At 67.9% G+C, this 22,284-nt stretch carries 21 protein-coding genes and 3 riboswitches; of the genes, 12 read left to right on the plus strand and 9 right to left on the minus strand.

The features are described from left to right. The first annotated feature begins 5 nt into the window (after positions 1-5). On the plus strand, positions 6-1,340 hold the full coding sequence (aptA, locus tag QTH90_RS28160) for an omega-aminotransferase AptA (RefSeq protein ID WP_286667884.1): 1,335 nt from the start codon (positions 6-8) through the stop codon (positions 1,338-1,340). Here aptA and QTH90_RS28165 read toward each other — a convergent pair. Continuing rightward, entirely contained in the window at positions 1,324-2,136 is an 813-nt protein-coding gene (locus QTH90_RS28165; protein WP_286667885.1) for a ChaN family lipoprotein, read from the minus strand. The genes aptA and QTH90_RS28165 overlap by 17 nt on opposite strands. 63 nt (positions 2,137-2,199) lie before the next feature. Between QTH90_RS28165 and QTH90_RS28170 the strand changes: the two genes are divergently transcribed. After that, entirely contained in the window at positions 2,200-3,276 is a 1,077-nt protein-coding gene (locus QTH90_RS28170; protein ID WP_286667969.1) for an AbrB family transcriptional regulator, read from the plus strand. On the opposite strand, the gene QTH90_RS28175 is transcribed toward QTH90_RS28170, so the two are convergent. Both QTH90_RS28175 and QTH90_RS28180 read right to left on the minus strand, forming a co-directional pair. Continuing rightward, entirely contained in the window at positions 3,270-3,581 is a 312-nt protein-coding gene (locus QTH90_RS28175; RefSeq protein ID WP_286667886.1) for a BTH_I0359 family protein, read from the minus strand. The two genes, QTH90_RS28170 and QTH90_RS28175, sit on opposite strands and share 7 nt — an antisense overlap. A 93-nt stretch (positions 3,582-3,674) precedes the next feature. Then, entirely contained in the window at positions 3,675-4,817 is a 1,143-nt protein-coding gene (locus QTH90_RS28180) for a DUF3108 domain-containing protein (protein ID WP_286667887.1), read from the minus strand. A gap of 98 nt (positions 4,818-4,915) precedes the next feature. On the opposite strand from QTH90_RS28180, the gene QTH90_RS28185 reads away from it, so the two are divergent. Beyond that, positions 4,916-5,935, plus strand: coding sequence for a fumarylacetoacetate hydrolase family protein (locus QTH90_RS28185; protein WP_286667888.1), 1,020 nt, complete (start codon positions 4,916-4,918; stop codon positions 5,933-5,935). A gap of 4 nt (positions 5,936-5,939) precedes the next feature. Here the strand turns inward: QTH90_RS28185 and QTH90_RS28190 are convergent, their stop codons facing one another. Then, positions 5,940-6,716, minus strand: coding sequence for a helix-turn-helix domain-containing protein (locus QTH90_RS28190; protein WP_286667889.1), 777 nt, complete (start codon positions 6,714-6,716; stop codon positions 5,940-5,942). A 73-nt stretch (positions 6,717-6,789) separates the two neighbouring features. On the opposite strand from QTH90_RS28190, the gene QTH90_RS28195 reads away from it, so the two are divergent. From QTH90_RS28195 to QTH90_RS28205, 3 genes are read left to right on the plus strand one after another with little or no spacing between them, the layout of a single operon-like run. Beyond that, entirely contained in the window at positions 6,790-8,532 is a 1,743-nt protein-coding gene (locus QTH90_RS28195; RefSeq protein WP_286667890.1) for an FAD-dependent monooxygenase, read from the plus strand. Next, positions 8,529-8,756 (plus strand): hypothetical protein, encoded by a 228-nt coding sequence (locus QTH90_RS28200; protein WP_286569654.1) that lies wholly within the window; start codon positions 8,529-8,531, stop codon positions 8,754-8,756. The genes QTH90_RS28195 and QTH90_RS28200 overlap by 4 nt, the downstream gene beginning before the upstream one ends. Before the next feature lie 40 nt (positions 8,757-8,796). Beyond that, the gene (locus tag QTH90_RS28205) at positions 8,797-9,771 is read left to right on the plus strand and encodes a Bug family tripartite tricarboxylate transporter substrate binding protein (protein WP_286667891.1); all 975 of its coding nucleotides are present in this window, start codon (positions 8,797-8,799) and stop codon (positions 9,769-9,771) included. Positions 9,772-9,793: 22 nt separating this feature from the next. Here the strand turns inward: QTH90_RS28205 and QTH90_RS28210 are convergent, their stop codons facing one another. Together QTH90_RS28210 and QTH90_RS28215 are read right to left on the minus strand one after the other, a co-directional pair. Next, complete coding sequence (locus QTH90_RS28210; protein ID WP_353506643.1) at positions 9,794-10,984, minus strand: toxin-antitoxin system YwqK family antitoxin; 1,191 nt, start codon at positions 10,982-10,984, stop codon at positions 9,794-9,796. Next, positions 10,981-11,391, minus strand: coding sequence for a VOC family protein (locus QTH90_RS28215; protein ID WP_286667892.1), 411 nt, complete (start codon positions 11,389-11,391; stop codon positions 10,981-10,983). The genes QTH90_RS28210 and QTH90_RS28215 overlap by 4 nt, the downstream gene beginning before the upstream one ends. Positions 11,392-11,465: 74 nt before the next feature. Between QTH90_RS28215 and QTH90_RS28220 the strand changes: the two genes are divergently transcribed. The 5 genes from QTH90_RS28220 to QTH90_RS28240 all read left to right on the plus strand — a co-directional run bounded on the left by QTH90_RS28220 (position 11,466) and on the right by QTH90_RS28240 (position 17,337). After that, a complete protein-coding gene (locus QTH90_RS28220) occupies positions 11,466-11,822 on the plus strand; it encodes a DUF2946 family protein (RefSeq protein WP_286667893.1) in 357 nt (118 codons plus the stop codon). 131 nt (positions 11,823-11,953) lie between these two features. After that, positions 11,954-14,260 (plus strand): TonB-dependent receptor, encoded by a 2,307-nt coding sequence (locus QTH90_RS28225; protein WP_286667971.1) that lies wholly within the window; start codon positions 11,954-11,956, stop codon positions 14,258-14,260. Between the two features lie 24 nt (positions 14,261-14,284). Then, the gene (locus QTH90_RS28230; protein WP_286667894.1) at positions 14,285-15,184 is read left to right on the plus strand and encodes a copper chaperone PCu(A)C domain-containing protein; all 900 of its coding nucleotides are present in this window, start codon (positions 14,285-14,287) and stop codon (positions 15,182-15,184) included. Between the two features lie 75 nt (positions 15,185-15,259). Continuing rightward, a complete protein-coding gene (locus QTH90_RS28235; RefSeq protein WP_286667895.1) occupies positions 15,260-16,033 on the plus strand; it encodes a PhaM family polyhydroxyalkanoate granule multifunctional regulatory protein in 774 nt (257 codons plus the stop codon). A 35-nt stretch (positions 16,034-16,068) separates the two neighbouring features. Beyond that, a complete protein-coding gene (locus tag QTH90_RS28240; protein ID WP_286667896.1) occupies positions 16,069-17,337 on the plus strand; it encodes an FIST signal transduction protein in 1,269 nt (422 codons plus the stop codon). Positions 17,338-17,349: 12 nt separating this feature from the next. Here QTH90_RS28240 and QTH90_RS28245 read toward each other — a convergent pair whose 3' ends face one another. The 3 genes from QTH90_RS28245 to QTH90_RS28255 all read right to left on the minus strand — a co-directional run bounded on the left by QTH90_RS28245 (position 17,350) and on the right by QTH90_RS28255 (position 21,293). Then, entirely contained in the window at positions 17,350-18,651 is a 1,302-nt protein-coding gene (locus QTH90_RS28245) for a D-amino acid dehydrogenase (protein WP_286667897.1), read from the minus strand. Between the two features lie 86 nt (positions 18,652-18,737). Beyond that, positions 18,738-18,855: riboswitch (glycine riboswitch) on the minus strand. An 8-nt stretch (positions 18,856-18,863) separates the two neighbouring features. Further along, positions 18,864-18,960, minus strand: a riboswitch (glycine riboswitch). A 26-nt stretch (positions 18,961-18,986) separates the two neighbouring features. Further along, the gene (locus QTH90_RS28250; protein WP_286667898.1) at positions 18,987-20,237 is read right to left on the minus strand and encodes an FAD-dependent oxidoreductase; all 1,251 of its coding nucleotides are present in this window, start codon (positions 20,235-20,237) and stop codon (positions 18,987-18,989) included. An 80-nt stretch (positions 20,238-20,317) separates the two neighbouring features. Further along, a riboswitch (glycine riboswitch) is annotated at positions 20,318-20,424 on the minus strand. Positions 20,425-20,558: 134 nt separating this feature from the next. After that, positions 20,559-21,293 (minus strand): helix-turn-helix domain-containing protein, encoded by a 735-nt coding sequence (locus tag QTH90_RS28255; protein WP_286667899.1) that lies wholly within the window; start codon positions 21,291-21,293, stop codon positions 20,559-20,561. Between the two features lie 124 nt (positions 21,294-21,417). On the opposite strand from QTH90_RS28255, the gene QTH90_RS28260 reads away from it, so the two are divergent. Further along, positions 21,418-22,260 (plus strand): hypothetical protein, encoded by an 843-nt coding sequence (locus QTH90_RS28260; RefSeq protein ID WP_286667900.1) that lies wholly within the window; start codon positions 21,418-21,420, stop codon positions 22,258-22,260. Positions 22,261-22,284: the final 24 nt, after the last annotated feature.

Consider the following 22,284-nt stretch of genomic DNA (forward strand, 5'->3'; position numbering starts at 1 on the left):
GATTCATGGCCTTCAACGACTTCAGCATGGACAACCAGTGGTTGCCCTTCACCCCCAACCGCCACTTCAAGAAGGACCCGCGGGTCTTCGTGGCCGCGGACGGGATGGAGTTCACCACGCACGACGGGCGCAAGGTGATCGACGGGATCTCCTCGCTGTGGTGCGTGGGTGCGGGCCATAACCGCAAGCCCATCAACGAGGCGATCAAGAAGCAGCTCGACACGCTTGACTACGCGACGGCCTTCCAGGTCAGCAACGACCAGGCATTCAAGGCCGCCGAGATGATCGCGGCAATGGCGCCTGGCGACCTCAACAAGGTGCTGTTCTGCAATTCGGGCAGCGAAGCGGCCGACACCTCGCTGAAGGTCGCGCTGGCCTACCACCGCGCGCGCGGCGAAGGCCATCGCAATCTCTTCATCGGCCGCGAGAAGGGCTACCACGGCGTCGGCTTCGGCGGCATGTCGGTGGGCGGCATTCCGGGCAACCGCAAGGTGTTCGGCTCGGCCTTCCTGCCGCGCGTGGACCACATGCGCTTCATCCACGACCCGGCGAACCACGCCTACATCCACAACCAGGAGCCGGTGTGGGCCGAGGATCCGCTGGCCGACCTGGAGCAGCGCATCCTGCCGCTGCACGACCCGAGCAACGTGGCGGCGATCATCGTCGAGCCCATCGCGGGCTCGGCCGGCTGGTACGTGCCGCCCAAGGGCTATCTGCAGAAGCTGCGCGAGATCTGCGACAAGCACGGCATCCTGCTGATCTTCGACGAGGTCATCACCGGCTTCGGGCGCATGGGCACCAACTTCGCGTCGGACTACTACGGCGTGGTGCCCGACATGCTGAACTTCGCCAAGTGCGTGACCAACGGCGTGATTCCGCTGGGCGGCGTGATCTGCCGCGACAAGCTCTACGACGAGATGATGAACACCTCGGCGCCGGAGCACGTCGTCGAATTCTTCCACGGCTACACCTATTCGGGCCACCCGGTGGCTTGCGCGGCCGCGATCGCGACGCTGGAACTGTTCCAGAAGGAACAGCTTTTCTCGCGCGCCGGCGAGATGGGCAAGGTGCTGGGCGATGCTTTCCACAGCACCTTCAAGGGGCTACCGAACGTCGTCGGCATTCGCAGCCTGGGGCTTGCGGCGGCGGTCGAACTCGCGCCGATCGCCGGGTCACCGGGCAAGCGCGCCTACGACGTCTTCCTGGACTGCTATCACAAGGGTGCGCTGGTGCGGCCGGCGGGCGACGTGCTGGTGATCGCGCCGCCGTACATCGTCGAGAAGTCGCACATCGACACCTTGGTCAACACGCTGGCCGACTCGATCAAGAAGTTCGCTTGACGCCGGCGCAGTAGTCCTTCTCGGGCAGCGCTGGAGTCGCCCAGACGACGTCGAAGGCGCCGTCGGTGGCATCCGCCGCCCCGGCCCGCATCCGCACCACCTTCACCGACACATCGGTCGGCAGGTGCTGCGGCACGCCCAGCCGCTTGTTGCTGTGGCCGGCACCGCTCACCAGCAGCACGGTCTTGCCCGGCTGCTTCGCCTTGACGACCGCTTGCGCCATCGCGCGGTCGCGGGCGACCTGGATGCGGGTCATCGGGATGACCTGCGATTCGGGCAGCAGGTTGCAGTGGCCGCTGCGGACAGCCTCGCGCTGCGTGGCGCGGGAGTCGTCGTTCAACTGCGCGTCGAGCGATACGTCGGACATCGCGTCCTTCATGTGGGCACGCTCGAGGTTGGCGCCGACCACGGGCACGCCTGCGCGCACCGCCGCCATCACCACGGGTCCGTAGGCGGCCCAGGGCCACCCCTTGTCGTTCCAGCTCAGCGCGGCCTGGACCTGCGCTTCGCTCGCATCGGCCGGCAGATGGGCGGTGCTGTTGCCTTCCTCCGCCATCTCGATCGCCAGCGCGGCCAGCCGGCCGCGTCCGGCCAGCGCCTGGACGGTTTCGCGCTCGATCACCTGGTGTTCGGATGCGTCGTGCTGTTCGCCCAGCAGCAATGCGTCGACCGGCAGCAGCACGGCGACGCGGCGATCGATCGGTGAATCGGCAGTGGGCGCGGCGCAGCCGGAGAGCATCGCGGCGCCGAGCAAGGGCGCCATGCAGGACAGGGTGAAAGCGCGTCGAAAAAGCATGCAGCCATACTAATGCCCCGACCTCGGCGCTACGCCGTGGTCTCATTCCGATTCTTCCTGTCCGTGTCCTCCCGTTTTCCGATTCGTGTTCTTGCCACGCTCCTGCTCGCATTCGTGGCGGCCAGCGTGTGCGTGGTGCTGCATACGCCGCTGCCCTGGATGATCGGTCCGCTGCTCGCGGTGTCCATCGCGTCCATCGCCGGAGTGCCGACCGCGAGCCATACCCCGTTGCGCAACGCGGGGCAGTGGGTCATCGGCGTCGCGCTCGGACTCTATTTCACGCCGCAGGTGGTTTCGCTGGTCGCGAGCGTGTGGTGGGCGATCGCGTTGGCCATCGCCTGGGCGCTGGTCATGGGCTGGGTGTTCGGGCTCTGGCTGCATCGCCTGCATGTGGAGCGCATGCCGCACATTCCGGTGCGCTCCATGAGAGCCACGACTTACTTCTCGGGTGCGATCGGCGGTGCATCGGAAATGACCTTGCTGGCGGAACGCGCCGGCGCCCGGACGGACCTGGTGGCTGCCGCGCACAGCCTGCGGGTGGTGCTGGTGACGATCCTGGTCCCGTTCGGGATGCAGTGGAGCGGCATGCACGGTCTTGTGATCAATGCGTCCAGCACCCGCGAGGTGCACGGGGGCGGGCTGGTCCTGCTGGCGATGGCGACCGGCATCGGCGGCCTCGCCCTGCGCGCGACGGGGCGCACCAACCCCTGGTTCATGGGGCCCTTGCTGGTGGCGATGGGGCTCACCATGGCCGGGCAGCAGGTGTCGGGCATACCCACCTGGCTGTCGAATGCGGCGCAACTGGTGATCGCCGTGAGCCTCGGGGCCCGTTTCAGCCGGGAGTTCCTGCAGACGGCGCCGCGCTGGATGGCGACGGTGGCGGTCGGGACACTGGGGTTGATCGCGCTGTGCGGCGCGTTCGCATGGGGCTTGTCGCGGATGACGGGCCTGCATCCCGCCACGATGATCCTGGGAACTTCACCGGGAGGCATCGCCGAGATGTCGATCACCGCGAAGGTGCTTCAACTCGGCGTGCCGGTGGTCACGGCATTCCAGGTCTGCCGCTTGGTGGCCGTGCTGCTGATCGTCGGCCCGCTGTATGGGTGGCTGTTTCGCCGGGAGCGCCGCGGCGCTCAGTGAACCAGAACGGGCGTGTGCGCCAGCTCGGCGTAGCCCTCGAGGGTGTCCTCGACTTCTTCCTGCGTGGGTGTATTGATCTGCCACGCGGCAATCTGCTGCTGGAAGAGTTCTGCCCATGAGCCATCGAGGTAAACCTCTTTACCCGAGCGCTTGTCGACGATCTCGAAGCCGTGGCGCGCCAGCACGGGCAGGTGGGGCGCCACGGGCGCTTCGCCTTCCGTCGGCTGCACGTGCACGACGACGAACGAGTCGGAGTCGTAGAGCATTTGCATTTCGGGTCCTGTGAGGATGTCGATGGCGTTCATGGTGGTTAGATAGCAATCAACGCGCCAGTTTCAATATCGATCGTTGCGTTGTAGGCACTTGGCTGTATCTTTTTGTTTCTCCAATGCTAGTTGCTAGTTAGCGGGCCGTAACGGCACTTGTTCACGCAATTGCATATCGGCGAAGTCGCCGCCGGCCTGGGTGAGCTTGAGGCGCACGGGGAGGTAGCCCAACTCGGGCGCCAGCCAGACTTCCACCTTGTCGTCGAAGGGGAGGCGCGGGTTCCGGGTGAGTTTCCGTACGGTGAAATTGCCGGCGGGCACGCTCAGCTGCTCCTCCTCGCCAACGTGGAAGGTCCAGATTTCGGCATCGCGCGGGCCGACCGTCTGGACGGCGATCACCGACCCCGGCGGGTAGCGCGGCGGGTCTCCGGCCAGCAGGGCGCCCAGTTGCATCAATACGCTCAGCCGGTCCTGCGCGCCCGCCAGGAGCATCACGCTCGGCGTGTTGTTGCTGAAGACCACCAGGCCCTGGTCCCGCGCGAAATGCGAGGCGACTTCGGTCTTGCGCTTGTCCGCATAGCGCAGCGGCTCGATGCCGGTCTTGCCGATGCCGCCGTTGCTCTGCCAGCTGCGGATGGTCTTGAACAGGAATTTCAGCGACAAGCGCGCGTCGTAGTGCTCCCCGTCCTGCAGCCAGACCAGCTCGCCGAAGACGCCCGACATCGGTGTGGTTCCCTGCTGGGCGGTGGCGGCAAAGGCGAGGCGCACGGAGCCGGGGATGCGCAGCGGAACCGCGCCGGGCATGTTGGCGGCGGCTGCGTCGTTGGCGGCCGATGCGGCGCTGTCGGAGGATTCCGGAGCTGGCGTTCCGGCTTGCGCGGCGTCAGTCGCCGGCGCGTCCGTGCTGCCCTCGTCGATGGCGTTCTGCGAGATGAGGTCCTGTGCGGCGGTGTCGTGGGGCGGCGGGGCTTCAGGCGCCGGCGCCTCCGGATGAGGCCGGGCCACCGGGCGAGGGCGCGCAGGTGCAGCAGGCGGCTTGGCAACTGCCGCAGGTGCCTGCGCCGGCTGCGATGGCGCTGCCGCCGGCGGAGGTGCGACGACGATGGTCCGCGTGGTGAATTTGCTGATTGGCGGCGGGGGCCTGGACCCGACGGTCAACGGCGCGAGACCCAGCACGGCCAGATGCGCGGCCACCACCGCCACCGTCAGCAACGCCAGCGCCCGCCACGGCAGGCGCGGGGCGTCGGGAAGGGCGGGGGGAGCAAGCGTCGGCATCAGAGGTGGATCAGGCGACGCCCGCGAGGTTCATCTCGGTACACTGCCGCCCGTCCAACCAGTTTAGTAGCGATGCCGCGCCGGCATCCGCCGCCACCATGAAACTCGCCACCCTCAAAGACGGTTCGCGCGACGGCCAGCTCGTCGTCGTCTCGCGCGATCTCGCCAGCGCCCACTACGCCACCGGCATCGCCAGCCGCATGCAGCAGGTGCTCGACGACTGGGGCTTCATGAGCCCGCAGCTGCAGGATCTGTACGACGGACTCAATGCCGGGCGCGCCCGCCACGCCTTTCCTTTCGACCCCGTCCAATGCATGGCGCCGCTGCCGCGCGCCTACCAGTGGGCCGACGGCTCGGCCTACATCAATCACGTGGAACTGGTGCGCAAGGCGCGCAACGCCGAAGTGCCCGACAGCTTCTACGTCGACCCGCTGATGTACCAGGGCGGCAGCGACGACTTCATCGGCCCCTGCGACCCGGTCGTGGTCGCCAGCGAAGCCTTCGGCATCGACTTCGAGGCCGAGATCGCCGTCATCACCGGCGACGTGCGGATGGGTGCCACGCCCGCCCAGGCGCTGGATGGCATTCGCCTCGTGATGCTCGCCAACGACGTGAGCCTGCGCAACCTGATCCCGGCCGAGCTGGCCAAGGGCTTCGGCTTCTTCCAGAGCAAGCCCGCCACGGCGTTCAGCCCCGTGGCCGTCACGATCGACGAGCTGGGCGATGCCTGGCAGGGCGGCCGCGTGCACCTCACCCTGCAAAGCACCTGGAACGGCCGCAAGGTCGGCATGTGCGACGCAGGCGACGAGATGACCTTCCACTTCGGCCAGCTCGTGGCGCACATCGCCAAGACGCGCAACGTGCGCGCCGGCAGCATCGTCGGCAGCGGCACGGTGAGCAACAAGGGTTACGAGCAGAAGGGCGGACGCATGGAATGGCCCAAGGGCTACAGCTGCATCGCCGAGAAGCGCTGCATCGAGACCATCCAGGACGGCCAGCCCAGCACCGAGTTCATGAAGTACGGCGACACCATCCGGATCGAGATGAAGGGGAAGGACGGGCAGACGGTCTTCGGCGCGATCGATCAGGAAGTGGTGGCGCCCGGGGCGGTCAAGTAGCGCGCTACTCACGGACGCCGCGCAACAGGTCTTTCAGGCTTCCGATCCCCAGCCGCCGAAACGCGCGGTACTGATGCGTCCGCACGGTGGTGAGTTCGATGCCGATCTCGCGCGCCGCCTCCTTGGCGGTCTTGCCCGCCAGGAGATGGCCGATCACTTCGCGTTCGCGCAGGCTCAGGCCCAGGAGTCGCGACGCCAGGGTTGGCTCCACCGCCTCGCGCGCCGCAACGGCGATGCGGCCGTGCGCGGCGGTGGCGTCCGCCAGCAGCGCGGCGTGCGTCTCCAGCAAGCTGAAATCCGTCGGGCCGAAGTCGGGCTGTGCGAGGCTGCGGTAGAAACTCACCGCTGCGCGCTGCCCGGTCGGCAGCAGGAGCAGCACCGAAGCGCGCTCGCGGATGCCGACATCGCCATAGCAGGCCGCGCGGTAGGCAGGGTCGGCCACCTCCTCGGCGTGCTGGTGGCCGAGCCAGAGTTGCGGGCGCTTCGGCAGCTTGCGCGCGGCAAGCCAGGCCATGTTGGGATCGAGCAGGTCGAAGCGCTGGGCCACATAGCGCTCGGCGGTGCGCTCCGCGGTGTTGCCGTAGGTGCTGGCGGCTGAAACGGTTTCGATGCGGCCGGTCGCGCTAACCGCGAACACGGTACAGAAGGTCACCGGCAGCACGCCATGCATGGCGATGAGGTAGCTGGCCGCCAGGTGCGATGTGCCGATGCCCGCCAGCACGCCGCTGACGACAGGGGATGCCACGGCATGCTCGGCGCCACGGATGGGCCAGCGCTTCATCGAGTTCCTAGGGTTATCACTTCGTATGAAGTTACGACATCGGCCGCAAGGCCGCATCGGGACAATCCTGCCCATGACTACCGCTGTGACCCCACCCGCCGCACGCGCAGGCGACGCCGCCACAGGCCCGCTGCCGCCGGCCGCCGGTGAACTGCCGCCCTCGGTCGGCGACTTTCACTACACGCAGTTCAAGCCCTGGTTGCCGCCGCTGGAAGAGGGCGTCGAGCCCGGCCGCCACCCGGTCGTGATCGCGGGCGGCGGCCCCGTCGGCATGTCGCTGGCGCTCGGGCTCGCGAACCACGGCGTGCGCTGCGTCATCCTCGAAGCGGACGACACGGTCTGCGTCGGCAGCCGCGCGGCCTGCATTTCGCGCCGGAGCCTGGAGATCATCGAGCGCCTCGGCGCGCTACCGGCCTTCCTGGCGAAGGGCCTGCCCTGGACGGGCGGGCGCAGCTTCTACAAGACCGACGAGGTGTTTCGCTTCGAGATGCCGCACGACGCGCAGCAGAAGCTGCCGCCGATGATCAACCTCGAGCAGTACTACATCGAGCAGTACCTGCTGGACGAGATCTTCCGCCGCAACGAAGCCACGCCGGGCCTGATCGACATCCGCTGGGGCACCGAGCTCACCGGCTTCACCGAAGACGCCGACGGCCTCACGCTGGAGGCGCGCAATGCGCTGGGCGCGTACGCGCTGCGCACGCAATGGCTGGTCGGCTGCGATGGCGGACAAAGCTTCGTGCGCAAGTCGCTCGGCCTCAATCTCGAAGGCACGGGCTACGAAGGCCGCTACGTGATCATCGATATCGAGCTGCACAGCAAGCATCCGACCGAGCGGCGCGCCTGGTTCGATCCGCCGTGGAACCCGGGCTCGACCGTGCTGATGCACCGCCAGCCCGATGACATCTGGCGCATCGACTACCAGTTGCGCGCCGGGCAGAGCACCGAGGCAGCACTCCAGCCCGCCGCGGTGCAGGAGTTCGTGCAGCGGCACCTGGAGGCGATCGGCGAGGGCCACCTGCCGTGGAAGACGGTCTGGACCTCGGTCTATCGCGCCGGCGCGATGACGCTGGAGAGCTACCGCCATGGCCGCGTGCTGTTCGCCGGCAATGCGGCGCACGCGATGCCGATCTTCGGTGTGCGCGGGCTGAACTCGGGCTTCGACGACGCCGACAACCTGGCGTGGAAGCTGGCCCTGGTGGTGCGCGGCGTGTCCGCCGCCGCCTTGCTCGACAGCTATTCGCAGGAGCGCATCGCGGCTTTCCACATCAACGCCGAGAGCGCGATGCGCAGCACCGAGTTCATGTCGCCGCCCTCGCGGGGCTTCGACCTGCTGCGCGAAGCGGCGCTGTCGCTGTCGGGCGCGCACCGCGAGATCGCGAACCTCATCAATCCACGCCAGACGCAGGCGGTGCGCTACGACGATTCGGCGCTGTCCAGCGATAGCGACGAGCTGGCGGCCGGCCCCCGGCCCGGCGAAGTGATGCCCGATCGGCCCCTGACGCGCGACCTGCATCTCACCGACTGGTTGCGCCCGAACTTCACCGTGCTCGTGCTGAACATGGCGGGCATGGACGCCGCGCTCGCCGCCGACATCGCCATGGCACAGGCCGGGCCGGTGCCTATCGTGATGCACGAGCTGCCGCCGGGCTGCGTCGAAGAGTCCGTCTTCGAGGCCCTCGGGGCCGGGCAGGGCGCCATCTATTTGTTGCGCCCCGACGGCCACGTGGCCGCACGGTGGCGCCGCGTGCCGCAGGGCGCGCTGTTGCGGGCGCTGGCGCGAGCCGCCGCGCTCGCCGGAAAGGAGTCGGCATGACCGCATTGACCCACGACGCACGCGACCGCGTCTACGCCGAATGCGCCCGCGCCATCAGCGAGGCCGGCGCGGAGCGAGAATCGCTCTTCCTCGCGCGGCTTGCCCTGCTGCTGTTCGAGCAGGTCGGCGACGAGACGCGTTGCCGCGCCGCGCTGGCGCATGCGCTGGATGGCTTGCCCATGCCGTCCCTGTCCGCGGCGCCGGCCGATGCATCGCCGGCCTGAAGCTTTCATTTCGATTCGCAAAAAACCAGGAGACTTCCAGATGGATCGCAGAACCCTGCTCACCACCCTCGCTGCCACCGCGGCCGCCAGTGCCGCCCCATGGGCGCGCGCCCAGGGATTCCCGGAGCAGCTCATCAAGTGGGTGGTGCCGTACCCGGCAGGGGGCGGGACGGACGTGATTGCGCGCACGCTGGCCGAGGCGATGCGCCAGCCGCTGGGGCAACAGATCATCATCGACAACCGTCCGGGCGCGTCGACCAACATCGGTGCGGAACTGGTCGCCAAGGCGAAGCCCGACGGCTACACCATCCTGTCGGCCGACAACGCGGTGCTGGCCTTCAACGAGCATCTGTTCAGCAAGCTGCCTTTCAACCCCGAAAAGGACTTCACCTACATCGGCGCCATCGGCAAGTTCCCGCTCGCGCTGGTGGTGCATCCGGACTTCCCGGCGCAGGACTTCAAGGCTTTCCTCGCCTACGTGAAGGCCAACCCTGGCAAGGTCAACTACGCATCGCCCGGCAATGGTTCGCCGCACCACCTGGCGATGGAGATGTTCAAGAGCCGCACCGGCACCTTCATCACGCACATCCCCTACCGCGGCGCCGCGCCGGCGATGGCCGACGTGATGGGCGGTCAGGTGCCATGCATGTTCCTCGACCTGGCCTCGGGCCTGTCGATCATCCAGGGCAAGAAGGTGCGCGTGCTCGCCATCGGGACCGGCGCCCGCTCGAAGCTCCTGCCCGACGTGCCGACGCTGGCCGAAGTGGGCGTGCCCAACTCCGAGGTGTTCGCGTTCCAGGGCATCCTCGGCCCGGCCGGCATGCCGCCTGCGGTGGTCACCCGGCTCAATAGCGAACTCAACCGTTCGTTCAGCACGCCCGCGGTGATGAAGCGCTTCAGCGATTTCGGCATGGAGGCGATGCCGGGCACGCCGCAGCAGTTCGCCGCGCTGTCGCGTGCGGAATCGAAGCGCTGGGGGCCGATCATCAAGGCCGCCGGCATCAAACTCGACTGATGACCAGCCGGTTCGCCCTGGCCTACTTCGCGTAGGCCTTGCGCGAACCGTCCTCGAACACCTCGTCGTCGCGTTCCAGTTTGCCGTTGGCATCCCAGGCGCGTTCGCGGGTGATGCGGCCCTTGTCGTCGTAGATCGATTCGGCGATCAGCGTGCCGGTGTCGCTGAAGCGCTGGTGCGTGCCGATGGCGGTCTGGCGGAAGCGGTCGGTTGCTACGTAGCGTCCGACGGCCGCCCGCTGGCCGTTGTCGTGGAACTCGGTGATCTCGATCTGGCGCGGGTCGCCGCCCACGCCATAGGCCGCTTTGCTCAGCGGCTGGCCGTTCAGATAGAAACTCTCGTCGCTGACGGGTTCGCCGGCCGGATTCCAGCGCTGGTCGCGCACGAGCGTGCCCTTTTCCGAGAACTCTTGCTCCCGCTGCTTGGTCGCGCCGCGCTCGCCCAGCAGCGAGACCACCTCCCGCCGCTTGACGCCTTCGGATGAGAAACGTCGCTCGGTGCGCTGGTTGCCCGAGATCTCGTCGAGCGCCGCGGGCTTGCCGTTGTCGTACAGCTCCTCGCTTCGCACGCGCTTGCCGGCCAGGTAGGAGAGCCGCGAACGCAGTATTCCCTTGCTGTCGAACAACTCGACTTGCGACGGCCCGACGCCGAAGCCGCAGAGCTTCGCGTCGTCGGCCGCCGGCGCCAGCACGGGCTTGTCGCCGCAGCGCAGTGCGGACAGCTGGCCGCGCTCGGTGAACTCGACGGAGGCGCGCTCGCCCACCGTATCGGCGAAATAGGTGACCCGGCGCAGCTGGCCCGACGGGTAGTAGCTGCGCACCAGGCCCATCTCGTGGCCGTCGTCGTAGGTCGCGTCGCGCACCACCTGGCCGCCCGGCGTGAACTCGCGGGCGCGGCCTTCCATGTTGCCGCGTGCGTTCACGCTGTACTCCTTCACGAGCTTGCCGTTCTCGTAGAGGCGCACCGGCCCCTGGAACGTGCCGCTCTGGATCTGCTGCTCGCGCACCAGCGCGCGGGTGTCGCGGTCCCTGCAGCGCATCAGTCCCGTCTTGCCGGCGGTCGTGTTGCCATTGGCCGGGTTCACGGCGATGCCGTTGATCTCGCAGTCCTGCACCGCCTGCGCGGGCGAGTGGAAGAAAACCGGAAACAGCGCTGCCAGCCCGGCCATGCGCCAGGACGTCGACCTCACGCCAGGGACCGAAGAGGAGTTCATGCGTTGTAGACGGTGTCGAGGGACCGGAATCCCTTCGCCTCGATCGGGTTGCCGAAGGGGTCGCAGAAGAACATGGTCCATTGCTCGCCGGGCTGGCCTTCGAAGCGCACCTGGGGCTTGAGCACGAAGTCGACACCGGCGGCCTCCAGGCGGTCGGCCATGGTCCGCCAGGCCGGCAGTTCGAGGACGATGCCGAAATGCGGCATCGGCACCATCACGTCGCCGACGCGGCCGGTGCGCGAGGTCGCGAAGGGTTCGCCGAGGTGCAGGGAAATCTGGTGGCCGAAGAAATCGAAATCGACCCACGTGTCGGTGCTGCGGCCCTCGGCGCAGCCGAGCACGCCCCCGTAGAAGCGCCGGGCTTCGTCGAGATCGCGGACGTGAAATGCAAGGTGAAAGATGGACATGTGACTTTCTGTGTCGAATTGATCATTTTCCACAAGCCGGGGCGCCATGGCGAGCGGGTTGATAATCGCGGTCCATGTCCGCCCTGCGCCACGCCCACCGACTCGTCAGCTTCGTGCTGATGTGGTTCGTGCTGTCGCTGGGCGTGGCGGTCGCTTCGCCGGTCGTCCAGCCCAAGGCCGTGGAGCTGGTCTGTTCCGCCAGCGGGGCGGTCAAGGTGGTCGTCCAGACCGACGACGGCGCCCAGGAGATGGGCGCCTCGCACCTGGACTGCCCGCTGTGCGTGCTGACCGGCGCGCCGCCGCCGACGCCCGTCGTCGCCCTGCCTGCGGTCCAGCCGCTGGCGCATGCCGTCCAATCGATCCCTGCCGCGCGCATCGCCGCGGCCACCGCTGCGCCGCTGCCGGCGCGCGGGCCTCCGCGCTTCCTCTGAGCTGCATCCGCTGATCTCGCTGTGCGCCTGCCGGGCGCATGCGCGTTGATCCTCCCCAGCCATGCACCGGTGCCCTGAAGGGGCCGAGGAGCGCTTTTCCAGTGAACAAGAAGACCCTGCTGTCGCTCGCCATGGGCGCAGCTTTTCCGTGGCTGGCCGGCCCTGCGGCCGCCCAAGCCCCATCGCCGGAGGCTGCAAGCGCGGCGGACGACAGCCCGGAGCGCGTCAAGTCGCTCGGCATCGTGACCGTCACCGGCGGGCAGCCGACCTCGCTTCCCACGCAGATCCCGACCACCATCGAGAGCGTGACCCGCGAGGAGATCGAGACCCGCATCAACGCCACCGACAGCGAGGACGCACTGAAGTACCTGCCCAGCCTGCTGGTGCGCAAGCGCTACATCGGCGACTACAACCACGCCATCCTGTCCACCCGGGCATCGGGCACCGGCAACAGCGCACGCTCGGCGGTGTATGCGGACGGCATCCTGCTGTCGAACTACCTCGGCAACGGCATCGCCAACGGCACCAACTACGCGCCGCGCTGGGGCCTGGTGACGCCGGAGGAAATCGAGCGCGTGGACGTCATGTACGGGCCCTTCTCGGCCGCGTACCCCGGCAATTCGGCCGGAGCGGTGGTGGACTACGTCACCCGCATGCCGACGAAGCTGGAGGCGCACGTCAAGGCGGGTTATTCGTCGCAGCCCTTCGACCTGTACAACACGAACCAGACCTTCAACAGCTGGCAGACGAGTGCGTCGCTCGGAAGCCGCAGCGGCGACTGGTCGTGGTGGATCGACGTCTCCCGTACGGACAGCCAGGGACAGCCGCTGACCTTCAGCACCGCGACGCTGGCATCCGGCACGCGGGGCAGCGCGGGCACGCCGGTGGCGGGCTTCGTGCCGGGACTGAACACCACCAACATGCCCTGGTACATCCTCGGCACCGGCACCCAGTACCACACGGTGCAGGACCACGCCAAGCTGAAGCTGGCCTACGATTTCTCGTCCACGGTGCGCGCGACCTACACGCTGGGCTGGTGGCAGAACACATCCGAAGGACGGCCGGAAACCTATCTGAGCAACAGCGCCGGCGCGCCCGTGTATGCCGGGCCGATCAACATCCAGGGCCGCAGCTTCACGCTGGCGCCCACCGCCTTCCCCCTGACCAATGACGAGCAGACGCACACCATGCACGGGCTGTCGGTCAAGAGCAATACCAAGGGAGAGTGGGACTGGGAAGTGGCGGCGAGCCTGTACGACTACGCGACCGACCAGCAGCGTCAGCCGACGATCGCGCTGCCGTTGGCGGCCTTCGGTGGCGCAGGCACCTTGCAGGATCAAGGTGGCAGCACCGGGTGGAACACGCTGGCGGCCAAGGGCACCTGGCGTCCGCAGGGCATCGGCGGCGCGCACATCGTCGACTTCGGCGTCGGCCGCGATGCCTACGAACTCGGAATCCTGAAGCGGAACGTCCTCGGCAACTGGCTGAACGGCCCGCCGACCACCCTCGTGAGCAACGTCGGCGGCGACAGCGAGACGCTCAGCGCGTGGGTGCAGGACGCATGGTCCTTCGCGCCCCGATGGAAAGCGGTGCTCGGCCTGCGCTACGAGGACTGGAAGGCCGACAACGGCTTCACGCAGATCGCGACCAGCGCCATCGACTATGCCCCGCGCAGCCAGTCCGACGTGTCGCCCAAGGCGGCACTGGCCTACCAGCTCACCGACGACACGGTGCTCAAGGGCTCGCTGGGGCGCGCCGTGCGCTTTCCGACCGTGGGCGAGTTGTACGGTGCCACGACGGGCGGGGCACTGTCGTTCATCAACGATCCCTTCCTGAAGCCGGAGAAGTCCTGGACCAGCGAACTCTCGGCCGAGAAGGACCTGGGCAACGGCCTGGCCCGCGCCACCGTGTTCCACGAGACCACGGACGATGCGATCTTCAGCCAGCTCGTTCCCGGATCGACCACGGGGTCGCGCGTGCAGAACATTGCCAAGGTGCGCACGACCGGCTTCGAGCTGGCGTACACCGGGCAGGACGTGGTCATGCGCGGGCTCGATCTGGGCGGCAGCCTGACTTTCGCGGACTCCAAGACCGTGGAGAACCCGGGCAATCCGGCCAGCGTCGGCAAGTGGCAGCCGCGTGTACCGCGCTGGCGCTCCACGGTGTTCGCCACGTACAAGCCCGACGACCGCTGGGCCTTCACGGTGGCGGCGCGCTACAGCGGCAAGCAGTATTCCACCCTCGACAACAGCGACGTCAACGGCTTCGCCTACACCGGGGTCAGCAAGTACTTCACCGTCGACTTGCGCGTGCGCTACCAGATCGCCCGGCAGTGGTCGGCTGCTTTTGGCATCGACAACGCCAACAACTACCAGTACTGGAACTTCCACCCGTATCCGCAGCGCACCTACACCGCTGAACTCCGTTTCGACCTCTGACTCCACCATCACGAAGGACTTGCCATGAACGCCACATTCACCCTCCGACACGTTGCCGCCTGCATCCTCCTGACCGGCGCCGGCAGCGCCTTCGCCCACGTGACCCTGCCGCCCGGCGGGGCTACCGCCGGCAGCGAGTACGAAGCCGCATTCCGCGTCGGCCACCCCTGCAAGGACGCCAAGAGCACCACCGGCATCACCGTGCGCCTGCCCAAGGGCTTTGCCTTCAGCGACGCGCAGGCCCGCAAGGGCTGGAAGCTCGACGTGCAGAAGCCGGCGGGGGACAACGCCGGTGAAGTCCGCTGGACGGCCGAATCCGCTCAAACCGCGCTTCCAGGTAGCGAGCGCGCCGAGTTCGTGGTGCGCGGCAAGCTGCCGGCAACGCCGGGCGTGCTGTGGTTCAAGGTGCTGCAGACCTGCGACACCGGCAGCGCCGATTGGGCGCAGATCCCCGCCAGCGGCAGCTCGACCGAGGGCCTGAGCAGTCCCGCGGCGCGCCTCGACGTGCTGGCGCCCGGCGTGGCGGCGGTCGACGTGCGCGACCCATGGATCCGCGCATCCGTGCCGGGCCAGAGCGGCACGGGCGCCTTCATGAAGCTCAACGCGCCGTCGGGCACGCGGCTGGTCGGCGCGTCGACGCCGGCGGCCGGCGTGGCCGAAGTGCACGAGATGAAGATGGAAGGCGACACCATGCGCATGCGCGCCGCCGGCGCCATCGAGTTGCCGGCGCGGCAGACCGTCGAGCTCAAGCCGGGCGGCTATCACCTCATGCTCATGGACTTGAAGAAAGCGCTTGCCGATGGCACCACCGTCCCGCTCACGCTCCAGTTCGAGGACGCGAAAGGGCAGAAGAGCACGAAGGAATTGAACGTTCCGGTTCTCGCCGGAGCGGCCGCGCCCGCCGGTGGCGAACACAAGCATTGACGGCCCGAACCGAGCCCAAACCCATCCGCTTGGAGTAAGCTGCCCGGACAAGAACCACACCACCGGAGACCGCCCATGAGCGACGCGAGCAAGCCTTTCGCCTTCAGCCAGTTCGTCCCGGGCTTCGACTTTCTCCGGAACCTGGCGAGCGGCAGCGCGTCGGCCGGGGCAAGCTCGGTGCCCGGCATGCCCAGCCTCTCGAACTGGGTGGCGCCGACGCTCAGCGTCGAGGAAGTCGACAAGCGCATCCAGGAACTCAAGACCGTGCAGTACTGGCTCGAGCAGAACGGCCATGCGCTCAAGGCGACCATCCAGGCGCTCGAGGTGCAGAAGATGACGCTCTCCACGCTGCGCGGCATGAACGTCCGCATGGAGGATCTGGCGAGCGTCTTCACGCGGCCGCCGAGTGCTCCGGCGCCGGCTCCCGCGCCTTCGTTCCGCGCCGCGCCACCGGCGCCTGAACCGGAGCCGGAAGTCGAAGAGGAAGAACAGGAAGAAGAGGAAGAAGTCGAGGAGGCGCCGACCGCAAGGGCGAAGCCGTCGAAGGCTTCCGCAGGCGCGGCGGCGGATGCCGCTGGCGTCATCGACCCGATGCAGTGGTGGGGCGCACTCACCCAGCAGTTCCAGCAGATCGCCAGTTCGGCAATGCAGGACGCCTCCCAGCTGAAGGTGCCCGCGATGGCGCAGCCGCTGGCCGACGCGGTCGGCAAGGCCATGACGACAGCGGCGCCGGCCAAGTCGGCGGCGCGCAAGCCTGCCACGGCTGCCGCCAAGAAGACGGCACAGAAGAAGGCATCTCCCGCCGGCAAATCATCGGCCCCCGCGCGCAAGCGCGCGCGCGGGCGCTGACTCCCCGCAACGAACCCAGACTGAAAGCCGCGCGCATGAAGCTGTTCCCCTCCGGTCACGCCACCCATCCGCAATGGCGCATGGCGGCCGGGCTCGTGCTCGCCCAACTCCGGGCGCAGATGGCGCTGCCCGACTACGCCCGTTCGCCCTCCCTGGGCCTGCTCTACATCACCGACCACTACGCGGCCGACGCACAGGAAATCCTCGACCACCTGGGCGCCGAGCTGCCCGAGATCACCGACTGGTCCGGCACCGTCGGCGTGGGCGTGGCCGCCAACAACGCCGAGTATTTCGACGAGCCGGCGCTCAGCGTGATGCTGTGCGAGCTGTCGAGCGACCAGTACCGCGTGTTCTCGGGCGTGGCGCCGCTCGCCAGCTCGGAGATGAGCGGATTTGCCGCTCACACGGCGCTCGTGCATGCCGACCCGCGAACGCCCGAGCTGGGCGAGCTGATCGCCGAGATGGCCGATCGCACCGACACCGGCTACCTCTTCGGCGGGTTGTCTTCAGGGCGCGCCGGATCACTGCAGTTCGCCATCGGCGGCAACGGCAACATCCGGGGGCATGGCGCCGTGGGCGGCGTGTTCTCGGGCGGCTTGTCGGGCGTGGTGTTCGGCGAAGGCGTGCGCCTGGTGTCGCGCGTCACGCAAGGCTGCCAGCCGGTATCGGTCGAACGCGAAATCACCGAGGCCGATGGCAACCTGCTGCTCAAGCTCGATGGCGAGCCGGCGCTCGATGTGCTGCTCGACGACCTGAAGGTGTCGCTCGATGCGCCGGAACAGGCGGTCGAAGCCGTGCGCGCCACGCTCGTCGGCCTGTCCGAACCCGGCAGCGACGGCTTCCGCCGCACGCGCGATCTCGGTGCCGACGTGCGGGTGCGCCACATCATCGGTCTCGACCCGACGCGTCGCGGCGTGGCGATTGCGGACAACGCCGAAGTCGGCATGCGCATGAGCTTCTGCCGGCGCAACGCGCAGGCCGCGCGCGCCGATCTCATGCGCGTGTGCGCCGAAATCCGCGAGGAACTGGAGCCGGAAGAGCAGACGCTCGCCACCGCACGCGCGGTGGCCGCCGGCGAGGCCGAGGCCGCGCCGCATCCGGCCCGCCGCATCGCGGGCGCCGTGTATGTGAGCTGCTCCGGCCGCGGTGGTCCGCACTTCGGGGCACCGGGTGCGGAGCTGCAGATCGTGCGCCACGCGCTGGGCGATGTGCCGCTGGTCGGCTTCTTCGCGGCCGGCGAGATCGCGCGGAACCACCTGTACGGCTACACCGGCGTCCTCACCGTCTTCACAGGCAACAACTGAGCCGCAGCGCTCTCACGCCGGCTGAAGCGCCGGCGAAGCGTTCGCGCGCGAGCCGGTGAAGGCGAAGTCCACCTCGGGCTGCAGCCCGCTCACGATGCGGGCGATCGACTTGCCCGAGCCGCACGCATGCGTCCAGCCGAGCGTGCCGTGGCCGGTGTTGAGGAACAGGTTCGGCAGCTTCGTCCCTCCGATCAGCGGCACATTGCTTGGCGTCGCGGGGCGAAGGCCGGTCCAGAACTGGGCCTGTTCGGCGTCGCCGGCGCCGGGGAACAGTTCTTCGACGCGCCGCACGATCGCCTCGCAGCGCACGCGGTTCAGGTCACGGTCATAGCCGTTGAGTTCGGCCGTGCCGGCGATGCGAAGGCGGTCGCCCGAAGCCGACGTGTAGCGCGAGAACACGAGCTTGAATTCGTCGTCCGTCAGCGAGACCTGGTGCGCCTTGGAGGCGTCCTTCACGGGCAGCGTGACCGAGTAGCCCTTGGCCGGGTAGATGGGCAGGCGGATGCCCAGCGGCGCGGCATAGAGCGGGCTCAGCGAACCCATTGCCAGCACGAAGGCATCGCCGCGGATGCGCTGGAAGCGGCCTTCGTTGTCGGTGGCTTCGACGTGATCGATGCGGCCGCCGGCTTCGCGCAGCGCCGTCACCGTGTGGCTCATGAGGAACTTCACGCCCGCCGCCGTCGCCAGTGCCACGAGCTCGCGTGCGAAGCGGTTGGCATCACCGGATTCGTCCTCGGCCGTGTAGGTGGCGCCGGCCAGTTGGGGGCGGATGTGCGCCAGCGCGGGTTCGATCTTCACGGCCTCGTCGGCTGAAATCACCTGGCGGTCGCAGCCCAGCGCGCGCATCTGCTCGGCGGGGGCGAGGGCGGCGTCGAACTCCTTCTGCGTCGTATAGAAGTGCAGGATGCCCTGCGTGCGCTGCTCGTAGCCGATGCCGGTGTCGCGGCGCAGTTGCTGCAGCGTGTCGCGGCTGTAGGTGCCGAGCCGCACGATCTGCTCGATGTTGTGGCGGGTGCGCGCCGGCGTGCATTCGCGCAGGAATTGCAGGCCCCAGAGCCATTGGCGCATGTCGGCACGAATGCGAAAGAGCAGGGGGGCATCTTCCTTGCCAAGCCATTGCAGCACCTTGAGTGGAGCGCCCGGATTGGCCCAGGGCTCGGCATGGCTCACCGAGATCTGCCCGCCGTTGGCGAAGCTGGTTTCGGCGGCCGGCGTGGCCTGCCGGTCGATGACGGTCACTTCGTGGCCGAGTTGCTGGAGGTAGTAAGCCGAGGTCACGCCGAGCAGGCCGGCGCCAAGAACGATCACGCGCATATCAGAACCCTTGAAGGTTGCAGCGCTTGAACGACACGGAAACGGAAGCTGGAAAAGAAAAAGCAACCGGACCGGACGTCCAAGTTGCCGCTCCCCCTGTCCTCGGTACCTGAGAGATTCACCCGTTGCGCCCGCAACGGGTTTGCTCCTTCGGTGCATCACGCGCACATGCGAGTGGCGTGATGGCTCTCCAGACGGCTATGACAGTTGGTGCAGTACAGGCTCGTCTTGCGAGCCGACCTGAGCGTTTATGGGAGTTTGCGCCTTCGGTGGAGCCGCTTGCGCGGCCCGCTCTCCTGCAGTGCGGCGATTGTAGGGGGCCGCCGCCCTTTGCGCTACAGGCCCCTGAAGGCGAACTGGAGTTCGGGCCTCAGGCCGCTGACGATGCGGGCGATCGACTTGCCCGCGCCGAGGGCGTTGATCCAGCTTGGCGTGCCGGGGGCCGTGTTGATGAAGAGGTTGGGCAGTCGCGTCTTGCCGATCATCGGCAGGCGCGTCGTGCTCACGGCGTGCATCTCGGTGGCGAGGGAGGCGTGTGCCATGTCCGCCGCGCCGGGGAGCAGCATCTCGACGCGCGCCAGGATGGCGTTGAAGCGATCCGAATCCGGTTCGCAATCTTCGTCGAGGCCGGCGCGCACGGTGGCGGTGACGCGCAGCTGGTCGCCTTCGGGTGATTCGACGCGGGTGATGCGCAGCTTGCCTTGCACGTCGCGCAACGCGACGCGCGGTGCACGGGCTGCATCCTTGACCGGTATCGTGACGATGTACTCGCGCACGAAACGCAACGGCATGTCGACGCCGAGATACTCCGCATGCGGAACGCTCGATGCGCCCAGCGCCAGCACGTAGGCCTGCGCGCGGAGCGTCATGGGCTGGCCGGCGGGGTCGAGCAACTCGACGCGGTCGATGCGGCCGTCGCGGTCCTTCAGCGACACGACGGTGTGCTTCGTCAGGAAGCGCACGCCCGCTGCGCGGCACAGGAAGACCAGGCTGGCCGCGACCTGCGAAGGATCGCGCGCCGGGTCTTCGACCGAATAGGTGGCTCCGGCGAACCTGGTGCGGATGGCTTGAAGCGCGGGCTCCATGCGGATCGCATCGTCGGGTGAGAACAGCTGCTCTTCGCAGCCCAGCCCGGACCAGTGCGGAGCGCGCGCCAGGCGGGCGTTGAAGGCTTCGACGTCGGTGAAGACGTTCAACAGGCCTCCGATGCGCGAACCCTGGGGCAGGCCGGCTTCGTCGCGCAGCACCCGAGCGCTCTTGCGGCTGTAGGCAGCAAGACGCACGAGGTGTTCGCGGGGATCGCGCGGCGCTCGCGCGCCGATGGCGTGATCGAGCAGCTTGGCGACGCGGCGGCGCATGCCTGCACGCAGCCGGGCCCATCCGCCCTGCGCACGACCGGCGGTGTGCGCCAGACCGGTTCCGGCACGCTGCAGCGTCGCTGCGCCGCCAGCCGGCGCCACGCGACCGCGAGCCTTGGCAGCGGGAGTCGCATGCCGGTCGACCACGATCACTTCGTGACCGAGCTGTTGAAGGTAGTAGGCCGATGTAACGCCGAGCAAACCGGCGCCGAGCACAACCACGCGCATGTCCAGATCCTTGTGGGATGACATGAACGGCGGGTGTTGGTGCTCACTGTGCGGAGCGGCCGAGACCCGAGGTTCAGGCTGCCGCTCCCCCTGTCTCTGTTACCTGAGAGATTCACCCGATGCGACCTGCAGCGGGCTTGCTCCTTCGGTGCGCCACATGGCGTGGCGTCTCTCCAGTCGGCGATTGATCAAAAGAAGCAGTGACTGAACCGCTTGTGCGGTTCACCTGAGCGTTCATGGGAGTTTGCGCCATCGGTGGGACCCGTTCGTCCACTTTTCTGCAGCCCTCGATTTTATAGAAGAAACCGGTTTCTGTGTATTTCAGGCCCGGCGCAGGCGCGTGAAGAGCTCGAACTCCCAGTTGCGCATGCCCAGCAGCAGGGTGTAGCCCTCACGCTCCTTGGGCGACAGCTTCTGGTCGGTCTGGTGCTGCTGCGCGAAGTCCTGGGCCACGCGCTGCAGGCGGTCCAGGAAGGCGGGCGCGAGCGACTTGCTGATCGATCCGTGCACCAGCAGGAGCCCCTCGGCCGGGCCGTCGAAGCCGCCGCGGTAGTAGTCGAGGACCACGTTCTCGCGAAAGAAGTCCATCACCGGGCCGTGCGGGCGCCAGCGGAAGGTCTTCGCCAGCTTCAGGCGATACCGGTTCAGCGGGCGCAGTTCGATGATGCCGATGCGGTCCAGTTGCGCCAGGTAGCCGATGCACTCGGCCTCGGTGATGCGGTAGGCGCCGACGATCTGCTCCAGCGTCCACTGGCTCAGCACGCAGATCGCCAGCAGCAGGAGCTTCTTGTCCTTGACCACCGCCTTTTCCTGCTCGAGCGTCAGTTCCTTGAGCAGCGGCTGCGCGTCGGCCACGCGACGGGCGAGTTCGGCGAAGTCGATCTTGAGAGCCCGGCAGATCGCGTCGACCCGGGTGAGCGGCATGTCGCCCTTGGCGAGCATCCGCTTGACGCTGGATTCGGCCATGTCCAGCGACTTGGCGAGATCCGCGTAGGTCATGCGGGCGTTCTTGAGTTCGTTCTTGAGGGCCTGGACCAGGTCGACAGTGGTGCTCATGGGATGGGCGGGTATTGCCGGTTGATACCGGAAGTGGTGGATAAGTAGGCCGTATCGATTTTCGATGCCGGATGGTGTGTTGACAACCTAGATTCCACCCCAAGCCAACCCACCGGAGCCCGCCATGTCCCTCTCGTCCCTTTCCCACCGCGAACGATGCCTGCTGTCGCTGTTCGTGCTGCTCGTGCTGACAGCGGTCGTGGGCCCGGCGGTTCCCGCGTCCGGCCTCGGCGCGGCGCCCTTTGCCGACAGCCACGCCTGGCGCGGGCTGCCGAACGCGATGGACGTGCTGAGCAACCTGCCTTTTGCCGTCATCGGTATCTGGGGCCTGCGCTGGCTGCATTGGCTCGACCGCACGAACGAGAAGGCCCAGGATGCGGCACCGCTGCCCCAGGCCGCCTTCCAGCCGCCCGTCAACTCGCTGGATTGCGCCTGGATGTTCTTCGCGGGCCTGATCCTTACGGCCCTGGGGTCGGCTTTCTATCACCTGGAGCCCGACAGCATGCGCCTGGCGGCCGACCGCGCCGGCATGGCCGTGGCCTTTGCCGGACTGGTCGGTTTCGCGGTGTGCGAGCGGGTGAGCTCTCGCGCCGGCTGGCCCGCCGCCTGGTTCACGCTGGCGGGCGGGCTGCTGGCGGCCGCCATCTGCCACGCGACGGGGAACGCGCTGCCGTGGGTGCTGGTGCAGTTCGGCGGCATGGCACTGATCGCGGCACTGGCGCTGACCAAGCCGATCAAGGGCGCGATCGGCCTCAAGCTGGGCTGGGTGATCTTCTTCTACGTGCTCGCCAAGACGTTCGAACTGGCGGACCACGCGATCTTCGAAGCGACGCAGCAGTTCGTGTCCGGGCACAGCCTCAAGCACCTGACCGCGGCGCTGGCGGCCTTGCCCGTGTTGCATGCCTTGCAGGCGATGGAGCGGCAAGCCCTGCGGCACAATCCGGGCGCCGCCACCGTGACGGCGTGAGAAATCCTCCCAGCAAGGCTCTCT

It is taken from the genome of Variovorax flavidus (assembly GCF_030317145.1).
In the GTDB taxonomy this organism is placed as follows: Bacteria; Pseudomonadota; Gammaproteobacteria; order Burkholderiales; family Burkholderiaceae_C; genus Variovorax; species Variovorax flavidus.

Coding starts and splice junctions, on each gene's coding strand:
- aptA (WP_286667884.1), top strand. CDS start 6: ATGGCCTTCAACGACTTCAGCATGGACAACCAGTGGTTGCCCTTCACC.
- QTH90_RS28165 (WP_286667885.1), bottom strand. CDS start 2,136: ATGCTTTTTCGACGCGCTTTCACCCTGTCCTGCATGGCGCCCTTGCTC.
- QTH90_RS28175 (WP_286667886.1), bottom strand. CDS start 3,581: ATGAACGCCATCGACATCCTCACAGGACCCGAAATGCAAATGCTCTAC.
- QTH90_RS28180 (WP_286667887.1), bottom strand. CDS start 4,817: ATGCCGACGCTTGCTCCCCCCGCCCTTCCCGACGCCCCGCGCCTGCCG.
- QTH90_RS28185 (WP_286667888.1), top strand. CDS start 4,916: ATGAAACTCGCCACCCTCAAAGACGGTTCGCGCGACGGCCAGCTCGTC.
- QTH90_RS28190 (WP_286667889.1), bottom strand. CDS start 6,716: ATGAAGCGCTGGCCCATCCGTGGCGCCGAGCATGCCGTGGCATCCCCT.
- QTH90_RS28195 (WP_286667890.1), top strand. CDS start 6,790: ATGACTACCGCTGTGACCCCACCCGCCGCACGCGCAGGCGACGCCGCC.
- QTH90_RS28200 (WP_286569654.1), top strand. CDS start 8,529: ATGACCGCATTGACCCACGACGCACGCGACCGCGTCTACGCCGAATGC.
- QTH90_RS28205 (WP_286667891.1), top strand. CDS start 8,797: ATGGATCGCAGAACCCTGCTCACCACCCTCGCTGCCACCGCGGCCGCC.
- QTH90_RS28210 (WP_353506643.1), bottom strand. CDS start 10,984: ATGAACTCCTCTTCGGTCCCTGGCGTGAGGTCGACGTCCTGGCGCATG.
- QTH90_RS28215 (WP_286667892.1), bottom strand. CDS start 11,391: ATGTCCATCTTTCACCTTGCATTTCACGTCCGCGATCTCGACGAAGCC.
- QTH90_RS28220 (WP_286667893.1), top strand. CDS start 11,466: ATGTCCGCCCTGCGCCACGCCCACCGACTCGTCAGCTTCGTGCTGATG.
- QTH90_RS28225 (WP_286667971.1), top strand. CDS start 11,954: ATGGGCGCAGCTTTTCCGTGGCTGGCCGGCCCTGCGGCCGCCCAAGCC.
- QTH90_RS28230 (WP_286667894.1), top strand. CDS start 14,285: ATGAACGCCACATTCACCCTCCGACACGTTGCCGCCTGCATCCTCCTG.
- QTH90_RS28235 (WP_286667895.1), top strand. CDS start 15,260: ATGAGCGACGCGAGCAAGCCTTTCGCCTTCAGCCAGTTCGTCCCGGGC.
- QTH90_RS28240 (WP_286667896.1), top strand. CDS start 16,069: ATGAAGCTGTTCCCCTCCGGTCACGCCACCCATCCGCAATGGCGCATG.
- QTH90_RS28245 (WP_286667897.1), bottom strand. CDS start 18,651: ATGCGCGTGATCGTTCTTGGCGCCGGCCTGCTCGGCGTGACCTCGGCT.
- QTH90_RS28250 (WP_286667898.1), bottom strand. CDS start 20,237: ATGCGCGTGGTTGTGCTCGGCGCCGGTTTGCTCGGCGTTACATCGGCC.
- QTH90_RS28255 (WP_286667899.1), bottom strand. CDS start 21,293: ATGAGCACCACTGTCGACCTGGTCCAGGCCCTCAAGAACGAACTCAAG.
- QTH90_RS28260 (WP_286667900.1), top strand. CDS start 21,418: ATGTCCCTCTCGTCCCTTTCCCACCGCGAACGATGCCTGCTGTCGCTG.